The sequence below is a fragment of the Flavobacterium sp. N1994 genome (assembly GCF_025947145.1).
Classification (GTDB): domain Bacteria; phylum Bacteroidota; class Bacteroidia; order Flavobacteriales; family Flavobacteriaceae; genus Flavobacterium.
In genome coordinates, this window is the sequence record NZ_CP109999.1 from 430,466 (window position 1) to 449,047 (window position 18,582).

Sequence of the window (18,582 nt, forward strand, 5' to 3'; positions counted from 1 at the left end):
TTTAATGAATTTTAACTCTTTAATTTTGGCAGTATAGATTTCTACTTAAGAGAAGCATTATAGTTGTATACTGTAAACGGAAAAATCATTTTTGAAGTTTGTTTAGCAATCAAACACACCATTAAAAGCGGGAAGAATAGTGTATAATTATGAATCATTCCACAAACTAAAAACAAAGCTGTAAAAGGTGCTTGAATACTAGCACTTAAAACAGCAGCCATACCGATAACAACAAAATTCATAGGAATAACATTGGCATGAAAGGAATGGTTTATAATGGTAGCAACAAAAAAACCCAAGAAAGCACCAATTACTAAACTTGGTGCAAAAACACCACCATCACCACCAGCGGCCAAAGTTGCTGAAGTAATTACAGGTTTTAATAGTATGACCCCAACTAAGGTTGCTATGGAAAGTAAAGTGATTGAAGAATTGGCTTGACTAAATAATCCTTTTACAGCTGAGTATCCCTCTCCATACAATTGTGGTAATAGAAGCAAGCAAATGGTTAAAATGGTAGCTCCTAACAAAATTCTGTGATAGTGAAAGGGAATCTTTCCGAATTGTAATTTAAAAAACAATACCATTTTTGTCAGATAAACAGAGTTCAATCCAGCCAAAATACCAAGTAAAATAAAATAGGGAATAGCATGTACATGCCAAGTAGTAATGGTGATGGCAAACAAAGGTTTTTCATCTACAAATAATAGTAGACCCAGCGAGGTTAATAATGCTATGCCGTTGGTTAAAAAGAAAACCCAATTTCTTTTTTTAGTAATAACTTCCATAGAAAATAAAATTCCTGCTATGGGACTAGAAAATAAGACAGTTATTCCAGCAGTAATACCAGCACAAATGAGTTCCGTTTTATAATTGCTTAAAAGCTTATCCTTTTTTGAGGTTGTATTGCCAATAGCAGCTGTAGCAACAACTGTTGAAACTTCAATGCCTGTGGAACCCCCAAAAATTACGGTCACTATACCATTAATAAAATGTGACGGAATTTTGTACAAAGGCAATTGTTTTGATTTTGATTGAATTGCTTCAAAAATTTCAGTAATACCTTTGTTCGCTTTTTTTTGAAACAAATAGTGACGTAATAAATAAATTACTGACAATCCTAAAATAGGAAAGAGTAAGAAATAAATCCAATTGGTTGATGCCTTAAAAAATAAAATGGATTCGTATTTTTCAGTAATGTGCTTTAAAGCTAGACTCAAAAATGTAGAAAGAAAACCAATTAAAAGAGAAGCAAGTACTAGTTTTTGGAATAAATGGAAATGATATCGACTTCTAATTTTTGTGAAATGCATCTTTTGGATTGAGTGTGTTTTACAAAACTACTAAATCATTATCCAAAAAACAGTCAATACAGTCATAAAACTGTCCTAAAAAATCTGATAATCAAAGACTATAAACTGAACACTTTTTTTGTACTTTTGCACTCGAAAATAAAGAATACACTATGTTAGAAAGATTGCAATATGTAAAACAACGTTTCGATGAGATTTCGGATTTGATTATTCAACCTGATATTATCTCTGATCAGAAACGTTATGTGCAGTTAAATCAGGAATACAAAGGGCTAAAAGCGTTAATGGAAAAACGGGAAGAGCTAATTAACATTACTGGAAATATAGAAGAAGCCAACGAAATTATCGCTGATGGTTCGGATGCCGAAATGGTAGAAATGGCCAAGATGCAATTAGACGAAGCCAAAGATCGTTTACCAGAATTGGAAGAAGAAATCAAATTTATGTTGATTCCAAAAGATCCAGAAGATGCTAAAAACGTCATGGTGGAGATTCGTGCTGGAACAGGTGGAGACGAGGCTTCCATTTTCGCTGGAGATTTATTTAGAATGTATACCAAATACTGTGAAAGCCGTGGTTGGAGAACTTCGGTTGTGGATATGAATGAAGGAACATCGGGTGGTTTCAAAGAGGTCATTTTTGAAGTAACCGGTGAAGATGTTTATGGAACACTAAAGTTTGAAGCGGGAGTTCATCGTGTACAACGGGTACCTCAAACGGAAACACAAGGACGTGTACATACTTCAGCAGCCACTGTTATGGTTTTGCCAGAAGCGGAAGAATTTGACGTACAAATTGATATGAACGATGTTCGTGTGGATTTCTTCTGTTCCTCAGGACCTGGTGGACAATCCGTTAATACTACAAAATCGGCTGTGCGTTTAACACACATTCCAACGGGATTAGTAGCGCAATGTCAGGACCAAAAATCCCAACATAAAAATAAAGATAAAGCTTTAGAAGTATTGCGTTCCCGTTTATACGAACAAGAATTAGCCAAAAAACAAGCGGAAGATGCTACCAAACGTACTTCTCAAGTAAGTTCAGGTGACCGATCTGCTAAAATCCGTACTTACAACTATGCACAAGGTCGTGTAACAGATCATAGAATAGGATTAGATGTTTTTGATATGGATGGAGTAATGAATGGGAAAATTCAAAAATTTGTTGACGAACTTCAAATGGTCAATAACATGGAGAAATTAAAAGAAAGCGAAGTTTTCTAAAATAGAAAAGGCTAACAGTAAGTTAGCCTTTTTTTTTGCTTATTAAATTGGTTAAAACTCAAATACAACTTTTTTTTTATTAATTGATGATTACATTCTTCACAGGATCTCTTTTCCTTTAATGATTTTAAGTAATATCGCTATCACGGCTATCAGTAATAAAATATGAATTATCCATCCCAAGTTGTATACGAAGAATCCTAAAGCCCAAAGGATTACTAATACAACGGCAAGGGTATAAAGTAAATTTTGCATTGTAATTTAATTTTGATTTTATTGTAGTGAAGCAGTTGAATTTTCAGGAACCATGGCTGAAGAAGGCCTTTTGATTCTTCCTTTTGGATTGTATGGAAATTCTTTGCGGTGTTGTTTAATATAGTTTTGAGGAGCTTCATCTTTTGCAATGTATACCATAACTCTTTCGTTTTTAAATAACGAATAACCTCCATAATATAAGGGCAACTCTTCTGATGTTAACCAATCTTTACCAACTTGATAATGGTACATCTTTTTTTCTAAATCAAAATAGACTTGCATATTGGGAAAGTAATAATAGGAAGTTGTATTTTTTCCAGAGCCTGAGCTATCATTACATATAGAGGAAGCGTCATCCGAAAAGATTACTGTCTTTTCATTTTTGTTCTGAGCATTAGCGGTCAATGCTTTAACCACTAAAAGCATGATTATAATTGACTTTTTCATTGGGACAAATTGTATTAATTTATTATAGTACAAAGGTGCAATCCAAAAACAATTCTTTTGTTATAACAATTCTTAAAATAGTTATAAAATTTACATTAAAGGGGACAAAAAGCAATACAGTAAATAAGGATAAGAAGGATGTGGATTTAACAATCTTCAGAAAGGTATATGGTAAAGATAGAGCCTTTGTTGGGTTTGCCCTCAGCAAAAATAAATCCCTTGTGATTCTCGACTATTTTTTTGCAAATAGCTAATCCAATACCAGTTCCAGCATATTCATTTTTGTTGTGAAGTCTATTGAATAGGACAAATATTTTTTCAGCATATTCTTGTTCAAAACCAATTCCGTTATCTTCAAAAGTGATTTTGTAGAATTTATCCTTGGTGTTTTTGGGTATTTTTTCTTCTTCAAAAGCTACTACTTTTTTAGATGAAATTTTGATTGTTGGTACCTCATTTTGTTTACTATACTTCAATGAATTACCAATGATGTTGATAAACAATTGTTGAATCTGAAACGGAATAACCGTCATGGTAGGCAGCTCTTCATTTTTAATAATTGCATTTTTTTCTTCTATAGATTGTGCCAAATCAAATTTAGCATTCTCCAATAAATCATTTAAGTTTACCTTTTCAAAAACCTTTTCAGTTTTATTGGCTCTCGAATACTGCAGTAAATCATCAATAAGAATGCGCATTCTATTAACGGAAGCATTTATTCTATCTATAAACTCCTTTCCACTATCAGAAAGATTATGATACTCCTTATCGGATAATCTAGACACAAAGGTTTGAATTTTACGTAAAGGTTCCTGTAAATCATGACTGGCAACATAAGTAAATGCCAAAAGCTCCTTATTACTAGCTTCCAATTCTATGTTTTGTTGCTCTAAGGATAAAGAAGCTAAGACTTCATCGGTCACATCAGTGGTGGTGCCAATTAAAATTTTCTTTTCAGAACGATTGATAACCACTCTTCCTGTGTTTCTAAAATAACGTAGTTGTTTGTCTTTTCTAATAATTCGATAGGTGTAGGGAGTTAAATTGTCATTTTCAATTCGGTCAATAGACTTAATATCAAAAGACAACAAATCTTCTGGATGCACATATTTAAGAAAGTTTTCTCTATTAGCTTTAAATGATTGTGGCTCGCAACCTAGTAATCTATAGATATTATCCGAAAAAACAACCTCATTTGTCTCTGGATTTATTTGCCAACTACCAAAATTACCAACCATTTCTGCCAAATTACTCGACTCGTTTAAAACGGTCAGTCGGTTGTAGGCCACCTGCATTTTTTCTAAATCTTTAGTGATTCGGATATAGGATACCGAAATTAAAAGGAGCGTGATTAGTAAAGTAATGTAAATAAATATGGGGGTAACTTTGATGGTATCCTTATAATTTAATTCCCTTTCTTTTAAGGTCTTTTTCTCTAAGACAATCATTTTATTTATCTGACTCCGAACGCTATCCATCGTTTGTTTCCCAATGATGATTTTACTTTTTAGTTCTTTATCCGTTAAGGATTTTTTTAAAGATAAATGCAATGTAGCAGAAAGATAATTTTGTCTTTTATTGATATAAAACTGTAATTTTCTAACATTGTTTTCTTGTTCGGGATCATTTTTGGTATATTTTTTAACCAAGGCAAAAGAATGAGCTATATTTTTTTTAGCCTTAAAATAAGGATCTAAAAAAGTGGAGTCTTTGGTAATCAAAAAACCACGCTGTCCCGTTTCGGAATCTTTTAAATAAGAGAATAAGCGCTCTAATTCTAAGTTAATATCATAGGAATGATTCACCCATTTAGACGAGTTATTCAGGATACTAATATGCTTATAAGTAATAGCCGAAATGAAAAATATAGCAAATATCGAAACGACAAAAACGCTCTTAAGAAAGGCAGGAGATTTATAAAACGTTTTTGGTGTCATAACTTAATTTACATTCTTAATAAAAAATTGTCTTTGTTCAATCCAGAAGTATGATACTGCCAGTTAATAGTCACGACATCCGACAATACTTTTTTAAGAGTATTAAAATCGCTAGGTTTTTTGATATAGATATTGGCACCACTGACAAAGGTCTCTTCTACATGTTCCTCTGAAGAAGAGGTTGAAAAAATAGCAATAGCAATGTCATTAAATCGTTCATTTTTTTTAATTTCATGAAGACATTCAATTCCATTTTTCTTTGGCATATTCAAATCCAAAAAAAGGACATTAGGTAAAACGGCATCAGTCTGATTTAAATAATCCATCAATTCCACACCGTCATTAAAAGTGCTCACTTTGGTATTAATTTTTAACTCTTCAAAGGCATCGGTAAAAAACAAACGATCATCTTCGTCGTCGTCAGCCAATATAATATGTATATATTCCTTCTCCATAAATTATTTTTTAAGTGCTATTTCCCTTCTTTTTTTGATAATACGCAGAAAAGCAGAGGGTGTTATACCCGTTACATTTTTAAATTGAGTACTCAAATGCGCCACACTGGAATAATTAAGTTTAAAGGCAATTTCTGTTAAACTCAATTCACTGGTAACCATCAATTGTTTAGCATATTCTATTTTTTGCAATATGATATAATTTTCTATCGAAGTATAGGTAACATCAGAAAACAAATTGGAGATATAACCATAACTATGCCCCAGTTTTTCGACTAAATAGGCAGAACTTTTAAGAGGTACTAATTCTGGATTGTGAATCATCTCGATAATGGTATCTTTAATTTTTTGAACCAAAATACTTTTTTGATTCTCAATAATCTCGATACCATATTCTTTTAACTCTTCTGTTAATTCTGAAAAAATATTTGTCTCAACTTTCTCTAGAATTTCTACTTCGCCAAACCCAATAATTTTGTGTTTTATTTGGTATTTGATAAGCTTTTCTTCTAATACTTTTCGGCAGACCGCATTAAAGTCAAATTTGATAAAGAGTTTCATAAAAAATGGACTTGGGTTATTACTTGTAAATGTAACAAAATATTTCCTTCAAAAAAGCCGTAAATGATTACGGCTTTTTCTCTAACCCTAACTTTTTATTATTAGCCAAATGATATAGTAGTAGGTACTAATCGTTAGCATTACAAAGATATTTCACGACTATATTTAGGCCTTTACAGAATTTTCAAGGAAAGTTATAAAATTTGCACTTTTCAGCTTCCAATTTGTAACTTTGCCTCACACAACTACAAAAATGACTACACAACAACTCGTACAACAAATTCAGCACAAGAAATCCTTTCTATGCATCGGCCTTGATGTGGATTTAACAAAAATCCCTCAACATCTTCTAGAAACAGAAGATCCTATTTTCGAATTCAACAAAGCCATAATTGATGCTACTCATGATTTATGTGTTGCGTTCAAACCCAATACGGCTTTCTATGAAGCTTACGGATTAAAAGGATGGATGTCATTACAAAAAACAATCAAGTATCTCAATGAAAAGCATCCTGAGATTTTTACAATTGCGGATGCCAAACGAGGTGATATTGGCAATACTTCAACCATGTATGCCAAAGCTTTTTTAGAAGATTTAAATTTTGACAGTATCACGGTGGCTCCTTATATGGGGAAAGACTCTGTTGAACCTTTTTTAGCTTTTGAAAACAAGCACACGATTATGTTGGCGCTGACTTCTAATGAAGGTGCTTTTGATTTCCAAACTAAGAGAGTAGAAGGTGAGGAGTTATACAAAACCGTTATCAAGACTTCTTTAACTTGGAAGAACTCACAAAATCTAATGTATGTAGTAGGCGCTACGAAAGCAGAATACTTTACAGAAATTCGTAAAATAATACCTGATAGTTTTTTGCTTGTTCCCGGAGTGGGTGCTCAAGGCGGAAGTTTAGAAGAGGTTTGTAAATTCGGAATGAACGAACAAGTTGGTTTGCTTATAAACGCTTCTCGAAGTATTATTTACGCTTCAAAAGATAAAGACTTTGCCCAAAAAGCAAGAGAAGAAGCCCAAAAAATGCAACAAGAAATGGAAGCTATACTATAAAATAAATAATCGCTTTGAAAACATTGGTTGACCAACTCGGAACGCAACATACTTTTGAAAACGCACCCAAACGAATCATTTCTTTAGTGCCCTCGCAAACTGAATTGCTATTTGATTTGGGTTTAGAAGAAAGTATTGTCGGAATTACCAAATTCTGCGTGCATCCTTTTCATTTTAAATCTACCAAGAAAATTATCGGAGGAACCAAGAAAGTGCACTTCGAGAAAATCCCTTTATTGCAACCGGATATCATTATTGCTAACAAAGAAGAAAATACTATTGAAATAGTTGAAGAATTGTCTAAAATTTGTCCAGTTTGGGTAACTGATATTATTACTTTAGAAGACAATTTGAAAATGATAACCGACTTTGGAAATCTCTTCAACAAAAGAACCGAAGCTCAGAAATGGATTGATAAAATCAATTTTGCGCACCATGAATTTCTAACTTTTATAAGCGATAAAGAAACTCAAAAAGTAGCCTATTTTATTTGGGCCAATCCCTATATGGTGGCAGGAGGGAATACTTTTATTAATGAAATGCTGAAAATCAATAAGTTTGCTAACATTTATGAAAATAGAGAAGAACGCTATCCTGAAGTTATCATTCAAAAAATGCGCATTCAAGGCGATCCTGATGTAGTATTTCTTTCCTCAGAGCCTTTCCCATTTTCTGATGAACATGCCTTTGAATTAGGGAGATTTACCCATCATGCCAAAACGGTTTTTGTAGACGGGGAAATGTTTTCTTGGTACGGGAGCAGGGTAGTAAAAGCTTTTGCCTATTTCAAAAAACTTCATGAAAGTATAGCATAAAAAAATCCGATGTTTTGGGAACAACGGATTCTTTAACTAACTAACCTCAAACCAAAATAATAAAAAACCAAATTTATTACACTACAAATGTACGTTGGGCTTTTAAGTTTTAATGTTAAGTTTTTGTTATTCTTATGTTATTGATTTCTAAAAATTTAGAAAGAAACTTGCCTTAGTATGGTTTTGCCAAAAGGAGTAAGTGTCATTTCACTTATTTTATTAGTAACGCTGTTCTTTAAATTCACCTTTATCGTGTTTTTAGAATATAGTGCCTTCTCATTGTCAATGAATGAAAACCGGACAGTATCCAAAGGTTCATAATGTAAATCATCAAATCCTTTAGCATATTCTTTTCCTTTAATTTGAATAGCTGAAATCGCTTTAGCATAGAACAAACTTCCATACGAAAAGTAATGTTCTCCTTTATCATCAGTAATCACTTTAACATCGGCTTTAAATTCAAGTTTGATATTGTCATTTTTAGTAAAGGTTCTTTCAATAACTATATACTCTTTCTCCATTTGATATTTTTCAGATGTTACAATAGAGGTAACCCAACTTGGCCTTCTGATTTTTAGTTTAAAAGCTATCGGTGTATCCATTTGAATTTTAAAATTAAAAGTATTTTCATTCGGATAGTTGGTTTGGTTTTCAATAGTTAATTTTGAACCATTAATAACTGTTGCTAACACATTTGGCATTAATAGTGTAGCTACCAAAGTGGTTTCATTTTCTTTCATCCACGACGATTGAATAAAATAAGGAGATATTCTTCCTGCGTTTGGATTACAACAGACCGCCACATCTTGATGTGCTGGAGAATATTTATACCGAGTTTGCTTTCTGTCAGGTTCTACTTCTCCGTTTTTGGTCCCTAACATTTCATAACTATTATCTGTTTTTAAATAAGCAATACAGGAATAGTTTGGGTTTCGAGCACCTTGAGCTGCATTGTAAAATATAGTTTCTACTTGGTCAGCAACAGCTGCGTTCCCCGTTTTTTGAAGCAATACAGTATAACTATCTAATAACTCATGAATCGAACAATATTCATACCCTGTATGGGTGGCATCAGCAGTTCGTTCTGCTATCCATTCATCTCCTATAGGCCCGCCAGTAGGCGTGGTGGTGTTTTTGATTCTTTCCAAATAAATAGACAATGCTTTTTGCAATGCTTCATTTTGATAAGCTGCAACTATCAAAGGTCTTAGATGTTCGTAGGTATGAACGCCATGCGATTTTAATTTGTAGTTTGGATTTAAAATATTGGACAACTGCACATCACATTCCGATTGATAGGTTTTGGAAAAATCTTGATACAAAAACAAAGCGTATTTGGTATACTTTTCATCTCCTGTGATTTGGTACATGCTATCTAACACATCCGTAAAAGTCAATCCATGCGAAACTCCACCATTAAATTTATCTCCTGAACTAAACGGACTGGAAGTATTAATTGGATAATTTTCCATCACATTAGCTACAGCTCTAACTAACGCTTGCCAAACCCTTTCATCTTTAGTATATTGATAGTAAGCTAATAAGCCACGATAAAAAGTTGTTTTCGACCATAATTCGCCATTTTCTGAACTAAAGTGATACCGAAGTTCTTTGTCATAAATGCCAAGATAACCATCGGCATCTTGTGTTGCCAAAATGCGCTCCACATAGCGATGAACTTTTTCAATGCCAGCTTGGTCATCAATCATAAACACATTTCTAATATAAGCATCCCACCAGTTGGATTGCGTTTCTGAATTCCACCATTTGTATTGCTCACTTCCTTCAACATCTCCTGCTTTTAGATTGCCTAAATCTTTGACTTGACTATTTTTATGCAATCTTCCCGAACCATAAATAGGATCATTAATCAAATCGGGAACTAATTGGTCTAAGTGGCCTAAATAACCCTTTATGTCTTTCTGCATTTGTTCTTTGAGCCAACCGGTTGGTTTTATAGTTCCAAAAGGAAGTCGTTGTAACTGCTCTTGTGCTGTTATCATAAGGAAAGGAAATTGGAAAAGTAATATCACTATTTTCTTCATAATTAGTTGTTTGTCATTTCAAAGGTAAGCGTTCCGCCTGCCATAATTTCTTTATAAGTAATGAATGATTTTGCTATTTTACTTCCATTCAGAAATCTATTTTCGTTTACACTATTTTCATTGGAATAATTATTAGCTTCAATTTTAAATTCTTTTCCATTCTTTAAATGGAGTATGGCTTTTTTTATTTGTGGACTCCCAAAAATAAATTCTCCATTAGCTGGATTTACCGGATAAAACCCTAAAGTAGAAAGAAGATACCAAGCACTCATTTGGCCGCAATCATCATTGCCAATCATACCATCTGGAGTATTGTTATGAAATTCATTGATGACTTTGTGAATGTATTTTTGACCTGTTTTGGGTTCGTTAGTAAAAGCATACAAATACAAAATATGATGACTTGGTTCATTCCCATGAGCATATTGCCCAATCATAGCCTCTTGTCCCAAAAATTTATTCGGATTTTCAGCTTCTGTGGTAAAAAAAGCATTTAATTTCTTAGTGAAGTTTGCTTTTCCTCCTAACAATTTAATGACTCCATTAACGTCATGTTGCGCTGGTGTCCAAAAATATTGCCAAGCATTAGCCTCAGTATAATCCCCGGGATTGTTAAGGGGAGAGGTGGCTTGCAGAGGATTAAAAGGACTACGCCAGTTGCCTTTAGTGTCTTTTCCTCTAAAGAAGGTGGTTTCGTTGTCAAAAATATTTTGGTAATAAAGAGCTCTTTTAAAAAAAGTAGTGGCTATTTTCTTTGACCCTAATTTCCTTGCCATTTCCGCAACACACCAATCGTCATAACCACTTTCTAAAGTCCGAGAAACGGCTTCATTATCTAATTTGTCAAATGGATAATACCCATATTGAGTATACAATTCCCAATCCGAATTAATATGCGATTTGGTAGAAGTCTCGACCATCGCTTTCAAAGCTTCGTTTTTATCAAAACCGGTAAAGCCATTTTGATAAGCGGATAGTAGCATCGGAATAGCATGATTGCCTATCATACAATAATTGTCTTGTCCCCAAGCCGTCCAAATAGGCAAGAACCCTTTGGCTTTATGATGAATGAGCATTGAATTGATAATCCCATTGACTTTTTCAGGGGCTACTATTTGTAACAACGGAAAAGCCCCACGATAAATATCCCAAATCGATAGGGTAGAGTAGTATTCCTTGTTGGGCGCTAATGCTATCTGGTCATTTACACCTCTGTATTTTCCATCAACATCAGCTATATTAGAAGGTTGTAAAAACAAATGGTATAAGGAGGTATAAAAGATTTCTTTTTGTTTTTGTGGAGCTTCAATGTCAATGCGGTTCAAATAAGTATCCCAAGCTTTTTTGTTACGGATTACAACGGCATCAAAATCCCAATTTGGAATTTCAGTTTGCCTATTGAGTTTAGCTCCAGCAACGGAAACTGATGATAAAGCTATTTTCACCTTTAATTCTTTGCTATCATTTAAATTAAAATCTAAAAAATACCTTGGTGCTTTTTCATTAGCTTTCTTCTCCAATAATTGACTAGAGACAAAAGGTTGGTCAAAAGTCAGAGTAAAAAAGTACTTTCGGTTAACCCAGTTTTGTGTAGCGCAATAGCCCGAAATAGTGGTGCTATTTTCAATTTTTACATCACTTTCAACTACCAATCCTTTGGGATTAGATTCATCAAAGACAAAATGCAAACCATGTTGTAAATCAAGAAGAACCTTCGCTTCTTTCTCTGGAAAGGTATACCGATGAAATGCCACTCTTTCAGAACAAGTCAGTTCTACTTTCACATCATCTTTTTTAGTCAATGTGTAATAACCCACTTTTCCAAACTCCGTATTTTTATAATACCCATTTTTTAAGTTTTCTTTTTTAGGGTTAATAGGAAGCAAAAGAACATCGCCCATTTCATTAATGCCAGTCCCACTAAAACGCGTCTGAGAAAAACCTAGAAGCAAAGTATCTTTATATTGATACCCACTAGTATGATTCCAACCATGATCTTTGTTATCAGGACCTGGTTGTACCATTCCAAAAGGCATCGACGGTCCAGGAAAAGTGTGACCAGTTCCTTCTGTTCCTATGAAGACGTTGACATATCTATAATTGTTTTGCGCAAAGCAAAAAGAAATAAAGAGAAGCAGAAAGAAAGATAAGAGGGGGTTTCTATTGAATACCATAAGTAAACTTGATTATAATCAAAAATAAGTTTTTTAACCGCCAGTAAATAGTACAAAAAATGAAAATAATAATACTATATTGTTTAGTTTTGAGGTAATAATCCAATTTCACAACAAATAAGGTGCTATGAAACCTATTTTAGAAACGATCACTATTGAAAATGCTATTCATGCCTTTGCGTTTGAAATGCCTTTTTTTGAATTCAAATGGCACTACCATCCCGAATATGAATTGACTTATATTGTCAAAGGAAAGGGTATGCGTTTAGTAGGAGATAGCTATCTACCTTTCCAATCGGGTGATTTAGTTTTGTTGGGCTCTGGAATACCCCATACTTGGGAAAGTGATTCCAATAATCAAGAGATGGTAGCCGCTGTAGTAATTCAGTTTTCAGAGAATTTCATAGAAAGTGTTATGAATAGTCAGGCTTTTTATCAAATTAAAAAACTGTTGCAATCTAGTGTTCGAGGGTTGTTTTTTCCAAATCCCCAAGCCAATGATATGGCATCACGAATGAAGCTAATTGCTAATGAAAAAGGAGTCAAACAAATTGCAGCGTTATTAAATGTATTTGACGATTTAACAAATATCAAGTGTGAAACGTTAGCCTCTTCTTTCTATGCTCCAAAGAATTCCAAAGAAAACGAAACCCGAATAAACACCGTGTTTAATTATATAAAACAAAATGCAGCGACATCTATGTCATTAGAGCAAGCCGCGGCTTCTATTCACTTAACAACTGGCGCTTTTTGTAAATTTTTCAAGAAAATGACAGGAAAAACTTTCTCAGATTATGTGAATGAAATTAGAATTGGAAATGCCTGCACTCTTATTACTCAAACGGATAAAACAATTGCTCAAATTGCCATAGAATCGGGTTTTGAAAACCAAACCTATTTCAATAGGATATTTCTAAAAAAGAAAAATTGCACCCCAAAACAGTTCAGGATGCAATTAAATAAAGTGTAAAAAATTACTTTTTATCTTGTAAAGCAAAAACTTGTTGCAATAAAGGTGAAGTTCTAGCATTGATATCGGAACGAATGTTTTTTTCTTCAACGGCTATCATTTTAAAAACACCTTCCAAGGCTTTGTTGGTGGTATAATCTGTTAAATCTGGATTCACTTTTTTTACCAACGGTAAATTGTTGTATTTTTTAATAATGCTTGCCCAAACTTTATCGGCTCCGACTTTTGCAAAAGAACTTTTAATTACTGGATTAAATTTCGCATACAGTGGAGTAGTAGTATTGGTTTGTAAATAGGTGGTAGCCGCGCTTTCATTCCCCATCAAGATGTTTTTTGCATCGGTAAAACTCATGTTAGTTACCGCATCAACAAAGATTGGAGTCGACTCTTTAACCGCATCTTCCGCAGCACGATTCAACAGCAACAAACCTTTATTGGCCAAAGAACTCATACCTAGTTTTCGGAGTGTTTTGTCTATGTTTTGTAATTCTTCTGGCAACAAGATTTTTACCTTGTCGTTTTTATAAAAACCATCAGTGGCCGTTAATTTAGTTACTTGTTTTTCAATCCCTTTATTTAAGGCTTCTTTCAAGCCTCCTGCTATATCAACAGTACCTAATTTTCCATCCAATATGGATAAATCAACTGGAACTACTTTTTGGACTTCTTTTTTTAATTGATCTAATAGGCTTCCTTGAGAAAAACCCAAGGTAGGTAATAATAGGAGTAGCGTTAATTTAGTTTTCATAAGTGTAATTTTTTTTAAGAAGTAGCAAAAATAAGGCCAAAAAATAATTTTAGGAAAAAACTACGGTCTTATTATTGTAAACCATCGTTTTTCTTTCAGCATGCAATTTGATGGCTCTAGCCAAAACCATACGCTCCAAATCTTTCCCTTTCATGATAAAATCTTCAATAGAGTGACTATGGGTTACTCGGGTAATATCTTGCTCAATAATAGGGCCTTCATCCAATTCTTCGGTAACATAATGACTAGTAGCGCCAATAATTTTAACGCCTCTGTTAAATGCCGAATGATAAGGTTTCGCCCCAGGAAATGCAGGAAGAAACGAATGATGAATATTAATAATTTTATTTTGATACAAAGCAATCAAATTAGGGGTAATAATCTGCATGTACCGAGCCAGAACGATAAAGTCTATTTGGTATTTTTCTAAAACGGCTATCTGTTCCTTTTCACCACTTTCTTTAGTTTCTTTGGTAAAAGGAATATGATGAAACGGAATCGAAAATCGTGCAGCAACCGAACTCAAATCATGGTGATTGCTAATGATAATCGGAATCTCGATAGGCAATTCTCCTGTGCTGTAGCGCGAAAGAATGTCATACAAACAATGATCGTATTTTGAAACAAAAATAGCCATCCGTGGTTTACGTTCTTGCAGTTGAATAGACCATGACATCGAAAAAGGATTCGCTAAATTTTTCGAAAAATTATCCTTGATGGTATCCAAATTAAAATGGTCTTTAGCAAACTCACATTCCAGTCGCATAAAGAAAACATCTTGGTCACTATCAACATGTTGGTCTAGGTAAATGATATTTCCTCCAATAGAAGCAATATAATTAGTAACCGCGGCTATAATTCCCTTTTGATCACTACAATGGATGAGGATGACAATTTTATTCATTTGATAATAAAGTAGCTATTTCTTAAATTCAAATCTAAACTTAATTTGATTAGTTTTTTAGTTAAAACTTATTTTTATGTTTTGTTTCATTTAATAGGCGTTTTTTTGAAAAATCCGTAAATTGCGTCCTCAAAATACACACTTATTTAACAATGGTTCAAGAACAACCCTATATTCCAAAAAACAAAGTAAGAATTGTTACCGCCGCTTCTCTTTTTGACGGACACGATGCAGCCATCAACATCATGCGTAGAATTATCCAGTCAACAGGTGTAGAAGTGATACATCTAGGTCATGATAGAAGCGTAGAAGAGGTAGTAAATACTGCCATTCAAGAAGATGCTAATGCGATTGCCATGACTTCCTATCAAGGAGGACACAATGAGTATTTCAAATACATGTTCGATTTGTTAAAGGAAAAAGGCGCTGGTCACATCAAGATTTTTGGTGGTGGTGGGGGTGTAATTTTGCCAAGCGAAATAGCCGAATTACAAGCCTACGGAATTACCAGAATATATTCTCCTGATGATGGTCGAGCCATGGGATTACAAGGAATGATTAACGATTTAGTAAAACAATCGGATTATCCTATTGGAGACCAATTAAACGGAGAGTTAAAACATATAGAAGATAAAAACCCAACAGCCATAGCAAGATTAATTTCGGCTGCCGAAAATTTCCCAGAAATTGCCAAACCTGTTTTTGACGATATTCATACTAGAAATGAAACCTCAAAAATACCAGTACTTGGAATTACAGGAACTGGTGGAGCGGGGAAGTCTTCCTTAGTAGATGAATTAGTACGTCGTTTTCTAATCGATTTCCCAGAAAAAACTATCGGATTAATTTCCGTAGACCCATCCAAACGTAAAACAGGAGGTGCTTTATTGGGAGATAGAATTCGTATGAACGCCATCAACAATCCTAGAGTATACATGCGTTCTTTGGCTACACGTCAGTCTAATTTGGCTTTATCTAAATATGTTGCCGAAGCTATTCAAGTACTAAAGGCAGCCAAATATGATATCATCATTCTGGAAACTTCTGGAATTGGTCAGAGTGATACTGAAATCATGGATCATTCGGATGTTTCACTTTACGTAATGACGCCTGAATTTGGGGCTGCCACTCAATTAGAAAAAATTGATATGCTTGACTTTGCCGACTTAGTAGCTATCAATAAATTCGACAAACGCGGCGCTTTAGATGCCATTCGCGATGTAAAAAAACAATACCAACGCAATCACAATCTATGGGATACTAACCCAGATGATATGCCGGTTATAGGAACCATCGCTTCACAATTCAATGATCCCGGAATGAACACGCTCTACAAAAGAGTCATGGATAAAATTGTGGAAAGAACGGGAGCCGATTTAAAATCGACTTTCACCATCACTCGTGAAATGAGTGAAAAGGTATTTGTAATTCCACCACACAGAACAAGATATTTATCAGAGATTGCAGAGAATAATCGCAAGTACGATGAAACGGTTTTAACACAAGTAGAGGTAGCACAAAAGTTATACGGCATCTATAAAACCATCGAATCGGTAAACAAAAAAGCACCCGCTTTTGATAAAGCAAGTATTGATGCTAATACTTTGAATTTCAATGAAGATAACAAAGACTTTCTAAACCTATTAGTTAAAGAGTTTGACCGAGTAAAAATGAATCTCGATCCCTTCAATTGGGAAATAATTCTAACTTGGAATGACAAGGTAAACAAATATAAAAATCCAGTTTATAGCTTTAAAGTTCGTGACAAGGAAATCAAAATCCAAACCCACACCGAAAGCTTATCGCACTCGCAAATCCCAAAAATAGCCTTGCCTAAATACCAAGCTTGGGGCGATATTTTAAAATGGAACTTACAAGAAAATGTGCCTGGAGAATTCCCTTTTGCCTCAGGATTATATCCGTTCAAACGAGAAGGGGAAGACCCATCAAGAATGTTTGCTGGAGAGGGTGGACCAGAACGTACCAACAAACGTTTCCATTACGTGAGCGCAGGATTGCCTGCCAAAAGGTTATCAACTGCTTTCGATAGTGTAACGTTATACGGCAACGATCCTGATTTACGTCCAGATATTTATGGTAAAATCGGAAATGCCGGCGTTTCTATTTGTTGCTTAGATGATGCTAAGAAATTATATTCTGGTTTCGATTTAAGTCATCCACTAACTTCAGTGAGTATGACTATTAACGGTCCGGCGCCGATGTTATTGGGATTCTTTATGAATGCGGCCATCGACCAAAACTGCGAAAAATACATAGTAGAAAATAATCTTCAAGTAGAAGTAGAAGAAAGAATCAATGAAATCTACAAGAAAAAAGGACTCACAAGACCCAAATACAATGGCGAGTTACCAGAAGGAAATAACGGACTAGGATTAATGTTGCTAGGCGTTACAGGAGATCAAGTATTACCAAAAGAAGTCTATCAAGATATTAAAATTAAAACCTTATCCCAAGTTAGAGGTACCGTTCAAGCCGATATTTTAAAAGAAGACCAAGCCCAAAATACTTGTATCTTCTCTACCGAATTTGCTTTGCGTTTAATGGGTGACGTACAAGAATATTTTATTCAGAAGAACGTACGTAATTTCTATTCGGTTTCTATTTCGGGATATCATATTGCCGAAGCTGGTGCTAATCCAATTACCCAGTTAGCATTTACTTTATCCAATGGTTTCACTTACGTGGAATATTATCTAAGTCGTGGCATGAACATCAACGATTTCGGACCCAACTTATCGTTCTTCTTCTCTAACGGAGTTGACCCAGAATACGCAGTAATCGGAAGAGTAGCACGTAAGATATGGGCGAAAGCCATGAAAAATAAATACGGAGCCAACGAAAGAGCACAGATGTTGAAATACCACATCCAAACTTCTGGACGTTCGTTACACGCTCAGGAAATCGATTTCAATGATATCCGTACGACTTTGCAAGCGTTATATGCTATTTATGACAACTGTAATTCATTGCACACTAACGCTTACGATGAAGCCATTACAACCCCTACAGAAGAAAGTGTACGTCGTGCTATGGCCATCCAGTTAATCATCAACAAAGAGTTAGGATTAGCCAAAAACGAAAACCCAATCCAAGGCTCCTTCATTATAGAAGAACTAACTGATTTAGTAGAAGACGCCGTATTACAAGAATTCGACCGCATCACAGAACGCGGTGGAGTGCTAGGCGCCATGGAAACCATGTACCAAAGAAGTAAAATACAAGAAGAAAGTTTGTATTACGAAACCTTAAAACACACAGGGGAATTCCCAATCATTGGAGTAAACACTTTCCTAAGTTCTAAAGGCTCTCCAACGGTCTTACCAGCCGAAGTAATTCGTGCCACTGAAGAAGAGAAACAATTCCAAATCCAAACCTTACACAACCTCCACAAAGCCAATGGTGACAAAGAAAAGGAACAAATAGAACTGCTTCAAAACGCCGCCATCAAAAACGAAAACATTTTTGAACTCCTAATGGATGCTACTAAATATTGTTCGTTGGGGCAAATCACTGCTGGACTATTTGAAGTAGGAGGGCAGTATAGAAGAAATATGTAAGCAGGCACTGTTTTCCAACAAAGTTGGGGACTTAGTGTTCGCTTATCCCGATGAATATCGGGATCTATAGAAAAAAACCTCACTGCTATGT

General features: G+C 34.6%; 15 protein-coding genes. 5 read left to right on the forward strand and 10 right to left on the reverse strand.

What is annotated here, in order from left to right:
* Positions 1 to 41 precede the first annotated feature (41 nt).
* Positions 42 to 1,313 (reverse strand): chloride channel protein, encoded by a 1,272-nt coding sequence (locus tag OLM53_RS02040; RefSeq protein WP_264521398.1) that lies wholly within the window; start codon positions 1,311 to 1,313, stop codon positions 42 to 44.
* 152 nt (positions 1,314 to 1,465) lie between these two features.
* Between OLM53_RS02040 and prfA the strand changes: the two genes are divergently transcribed.
* Positions 1,466 to 2,539 carry a peptide chain release factor 1 gene (prfA, locus tag OLM53_RS02045; protein ID WP_264521399.1) on the forward strand — a complete coding sequence of 358 codons (1,074 nt, stop codon included), beginning with the start codon at positions 1,466 to 1,468 and terminating at the stop codon, positions 2,537 to 2,539.
* Positions 2,540 to 2,638: 99 nt separating this feature from the next.
* Here prfA and OLM53_RS02050 read toward each other — a convergent pair whose 3' ends face one another.
* The 5 genes from OLM53_RS02050 to OLM53_RS02070 form a co-directional block, all read right to left on the reverse strand.
* Positions 2,639 to 2,794, reverse strand: coding sequence for a lmo0937 family membrane protein (locus OLM53_RS02050; protein WP_264521400.1), 156 nt, complete (start codon positions 2,792 to 2,794; stop codon positions 2,639 to 2,641).
* An 18-nt stretch (positions 2,795 to 2,812) separates the two neighbouring features.
* On the reverse strand, positions 2,813 to 3,241 hold the full coding sequence (locus OLM53_RS02055; RefSeq protein ID WP_264521401.1) for a hypothetical protein: 429 nt from the start codon (positions 3,239 to 3,241) through the stop codon (positions 2,813 to 2,815).
* 146 nt (positions 3,242 to 3,387) lie between these two features.
* On the reverse strand, positions 3,388 to 5,178 hold the full coding sequence (locus OLM53_RS02060; RefSeq protein WP_264521402.1) for a CHASE3 domain-containing protein: 1,791 nt from the start codon (positions 5,176 to 5,178) through the stop codon (positions 3,388 to 3,390).
* Between the two features lie 8 nt (positions 5,179 to 5,186).
* A complete protein-coding gene (locus OLM53_RS02065) occupies positions 5,187 to 5,633 on the reverse strand; it encodes a response regulator (RefSeq protein WP_264521403.1) in 447 nt (148 codons plus the stop codon).
* Positions 5,634 to 5,636: 3 nt separating this feature from the next.
* Positions 5,637 to 6,194, reverse strand: coding sequence for a helix-turn-helix domain-containing protein (locus OLM53_RS02070; protein ID WP_264521404.1), 558 nt, complete (start codon positions 6,192 to 6,194; stop codon positions 5,637 to 5,639).
* Between the two features lie 253 nt (positions 6,195 to 6,447).
* On the opposite strand from OLM53_RS02070, the gene pyrF reads away from it, so the two are divergent.
* The gene (gene pyrF / locus OLM53_RS02075; protein WP_264521405.1) at positions 6,448 to 7,257 is read left to right on the forward strand and encodes an orotidine-5'-phosphate decarboxylase; all 810 of its coding nucleotides are present in this window, start codon (positions 6,448 to 6,450) and stop codon (positions 7,255 to 7,257) included.
* Between the two features lie 14 nt (positions 7,258 to 7,271).
* Positions 7,272 to 8,072, forward strand: coding sequence for an ABC transporter substrate-binding protein (locus OLM53_RS02080; RefSeq protein ID WP_264521406.1), 801 nt, complete (start codon positions 7,272 to 7,274; stop codon positions 8,070 to 8,072).
* A gap of 155 nt (positions 8,073 to 8,227) precedes the next feature.
* Here the strand turns inward: OLM53_RS02080 and OLM53_RS02085 are convergent, their stop codons facing one another.
* Together OLM53_RS02085 and OLM53_RS02090 are read right to left on the reverse strand one after the other, a co-directional pair.
* Positions 8,228 to 10,117 (reverse strand): glycoside hydrolase family 127 protein, encoded by a 1,890-nt coding sequence (locus tag OLM53_RS02085; protein WP_264521407.1) that lies wholly within the window; start codon positions 10,115 to 10,117, stop codon positions 8,228 to 8,230.
* Between the two features lie 2 nt (positions 10,118 to 10,119).
* The gene (locus OLM53_RS02090) at positions 10,120 to 12,291 is read right to left on the reverse strand and encodes a GH92 family glycosyl hydrolase (RefSeq protein WP_264521408.1); all 2,172 of its coding nucleotides are present in this window, start codon (positions 12,289 to 12,291) and stop codon (positions 10,120 to 10,122) included.
* Positions 12,292 to 12,418: 127 nt separating this feature from the next.
* Here OLM53_RS02090 and OLM53_RS02095 point away from each other — a divergent pair, with 127 nt between their 5' ends.
* Positions 12,419 to 13,261: an AraC family transcriptional regulator gene (locus tag OLM53_RS02095; RefSeq protein ID WP_264521409.1), complete on the forward strand. Its 843-nt coding sequence runs from the start codon at positions 12,419 to 12,421 to the stop codon at positions 13,259 to 13,261.
* A 4-nt stretch (positions 13,262 to 13,265) separates the two neighbouring features.
* Here OLM53_RS02095 and OLM53_RS02100 read toward each other — a convergent pair whose 3' ends face one another.
* Positions 13,266 to 14,009, reverse strand: coding sequence for a DUF4197 domain-containing protein (locus tag OLM53_RS02100; RefSeq protein WP_264521410.1), 744 nt, complete (start codon positions 14,007 to 14,009; stop codon positions 13,266 to 13,268).
* A 49-nt stretch (positions 14,010 to 14,058) separates the two neighbouring features.
* Entirely contained in the window at positions 14,059 to 14,913 is an 855-nt protein-coding gene (gene purU, locus OLM53_RS02105; RefSeq protein WP_264521411.1) for a formyltetrahydrofolate deformylase, read from the reverse strand.
* A 152-nt stretch (positions 14,914 to 15,065) separates the two neighbouring features.
* Here purU and OLM53_RS02110 point away from each other — a divergent pair, with 152 nt between their 5' ends.
* Positions 15,066 to 18,491 carry a methylmalonyl-CoA mutase family protein gene (locus OLM53_RS02110; protein WP_264521412.1) on the forward strand — a complete coding sequence of 1,142 codons (3,426 nt, stop codon included), beginning with the start codon at positions 15,066 to 15,068 and terminating at the stop codon, positions 18,489 to 18,491.
* The last annotated feature ends 91 nt before the right edge of the window (positions 18,492 to 18,582 follow it).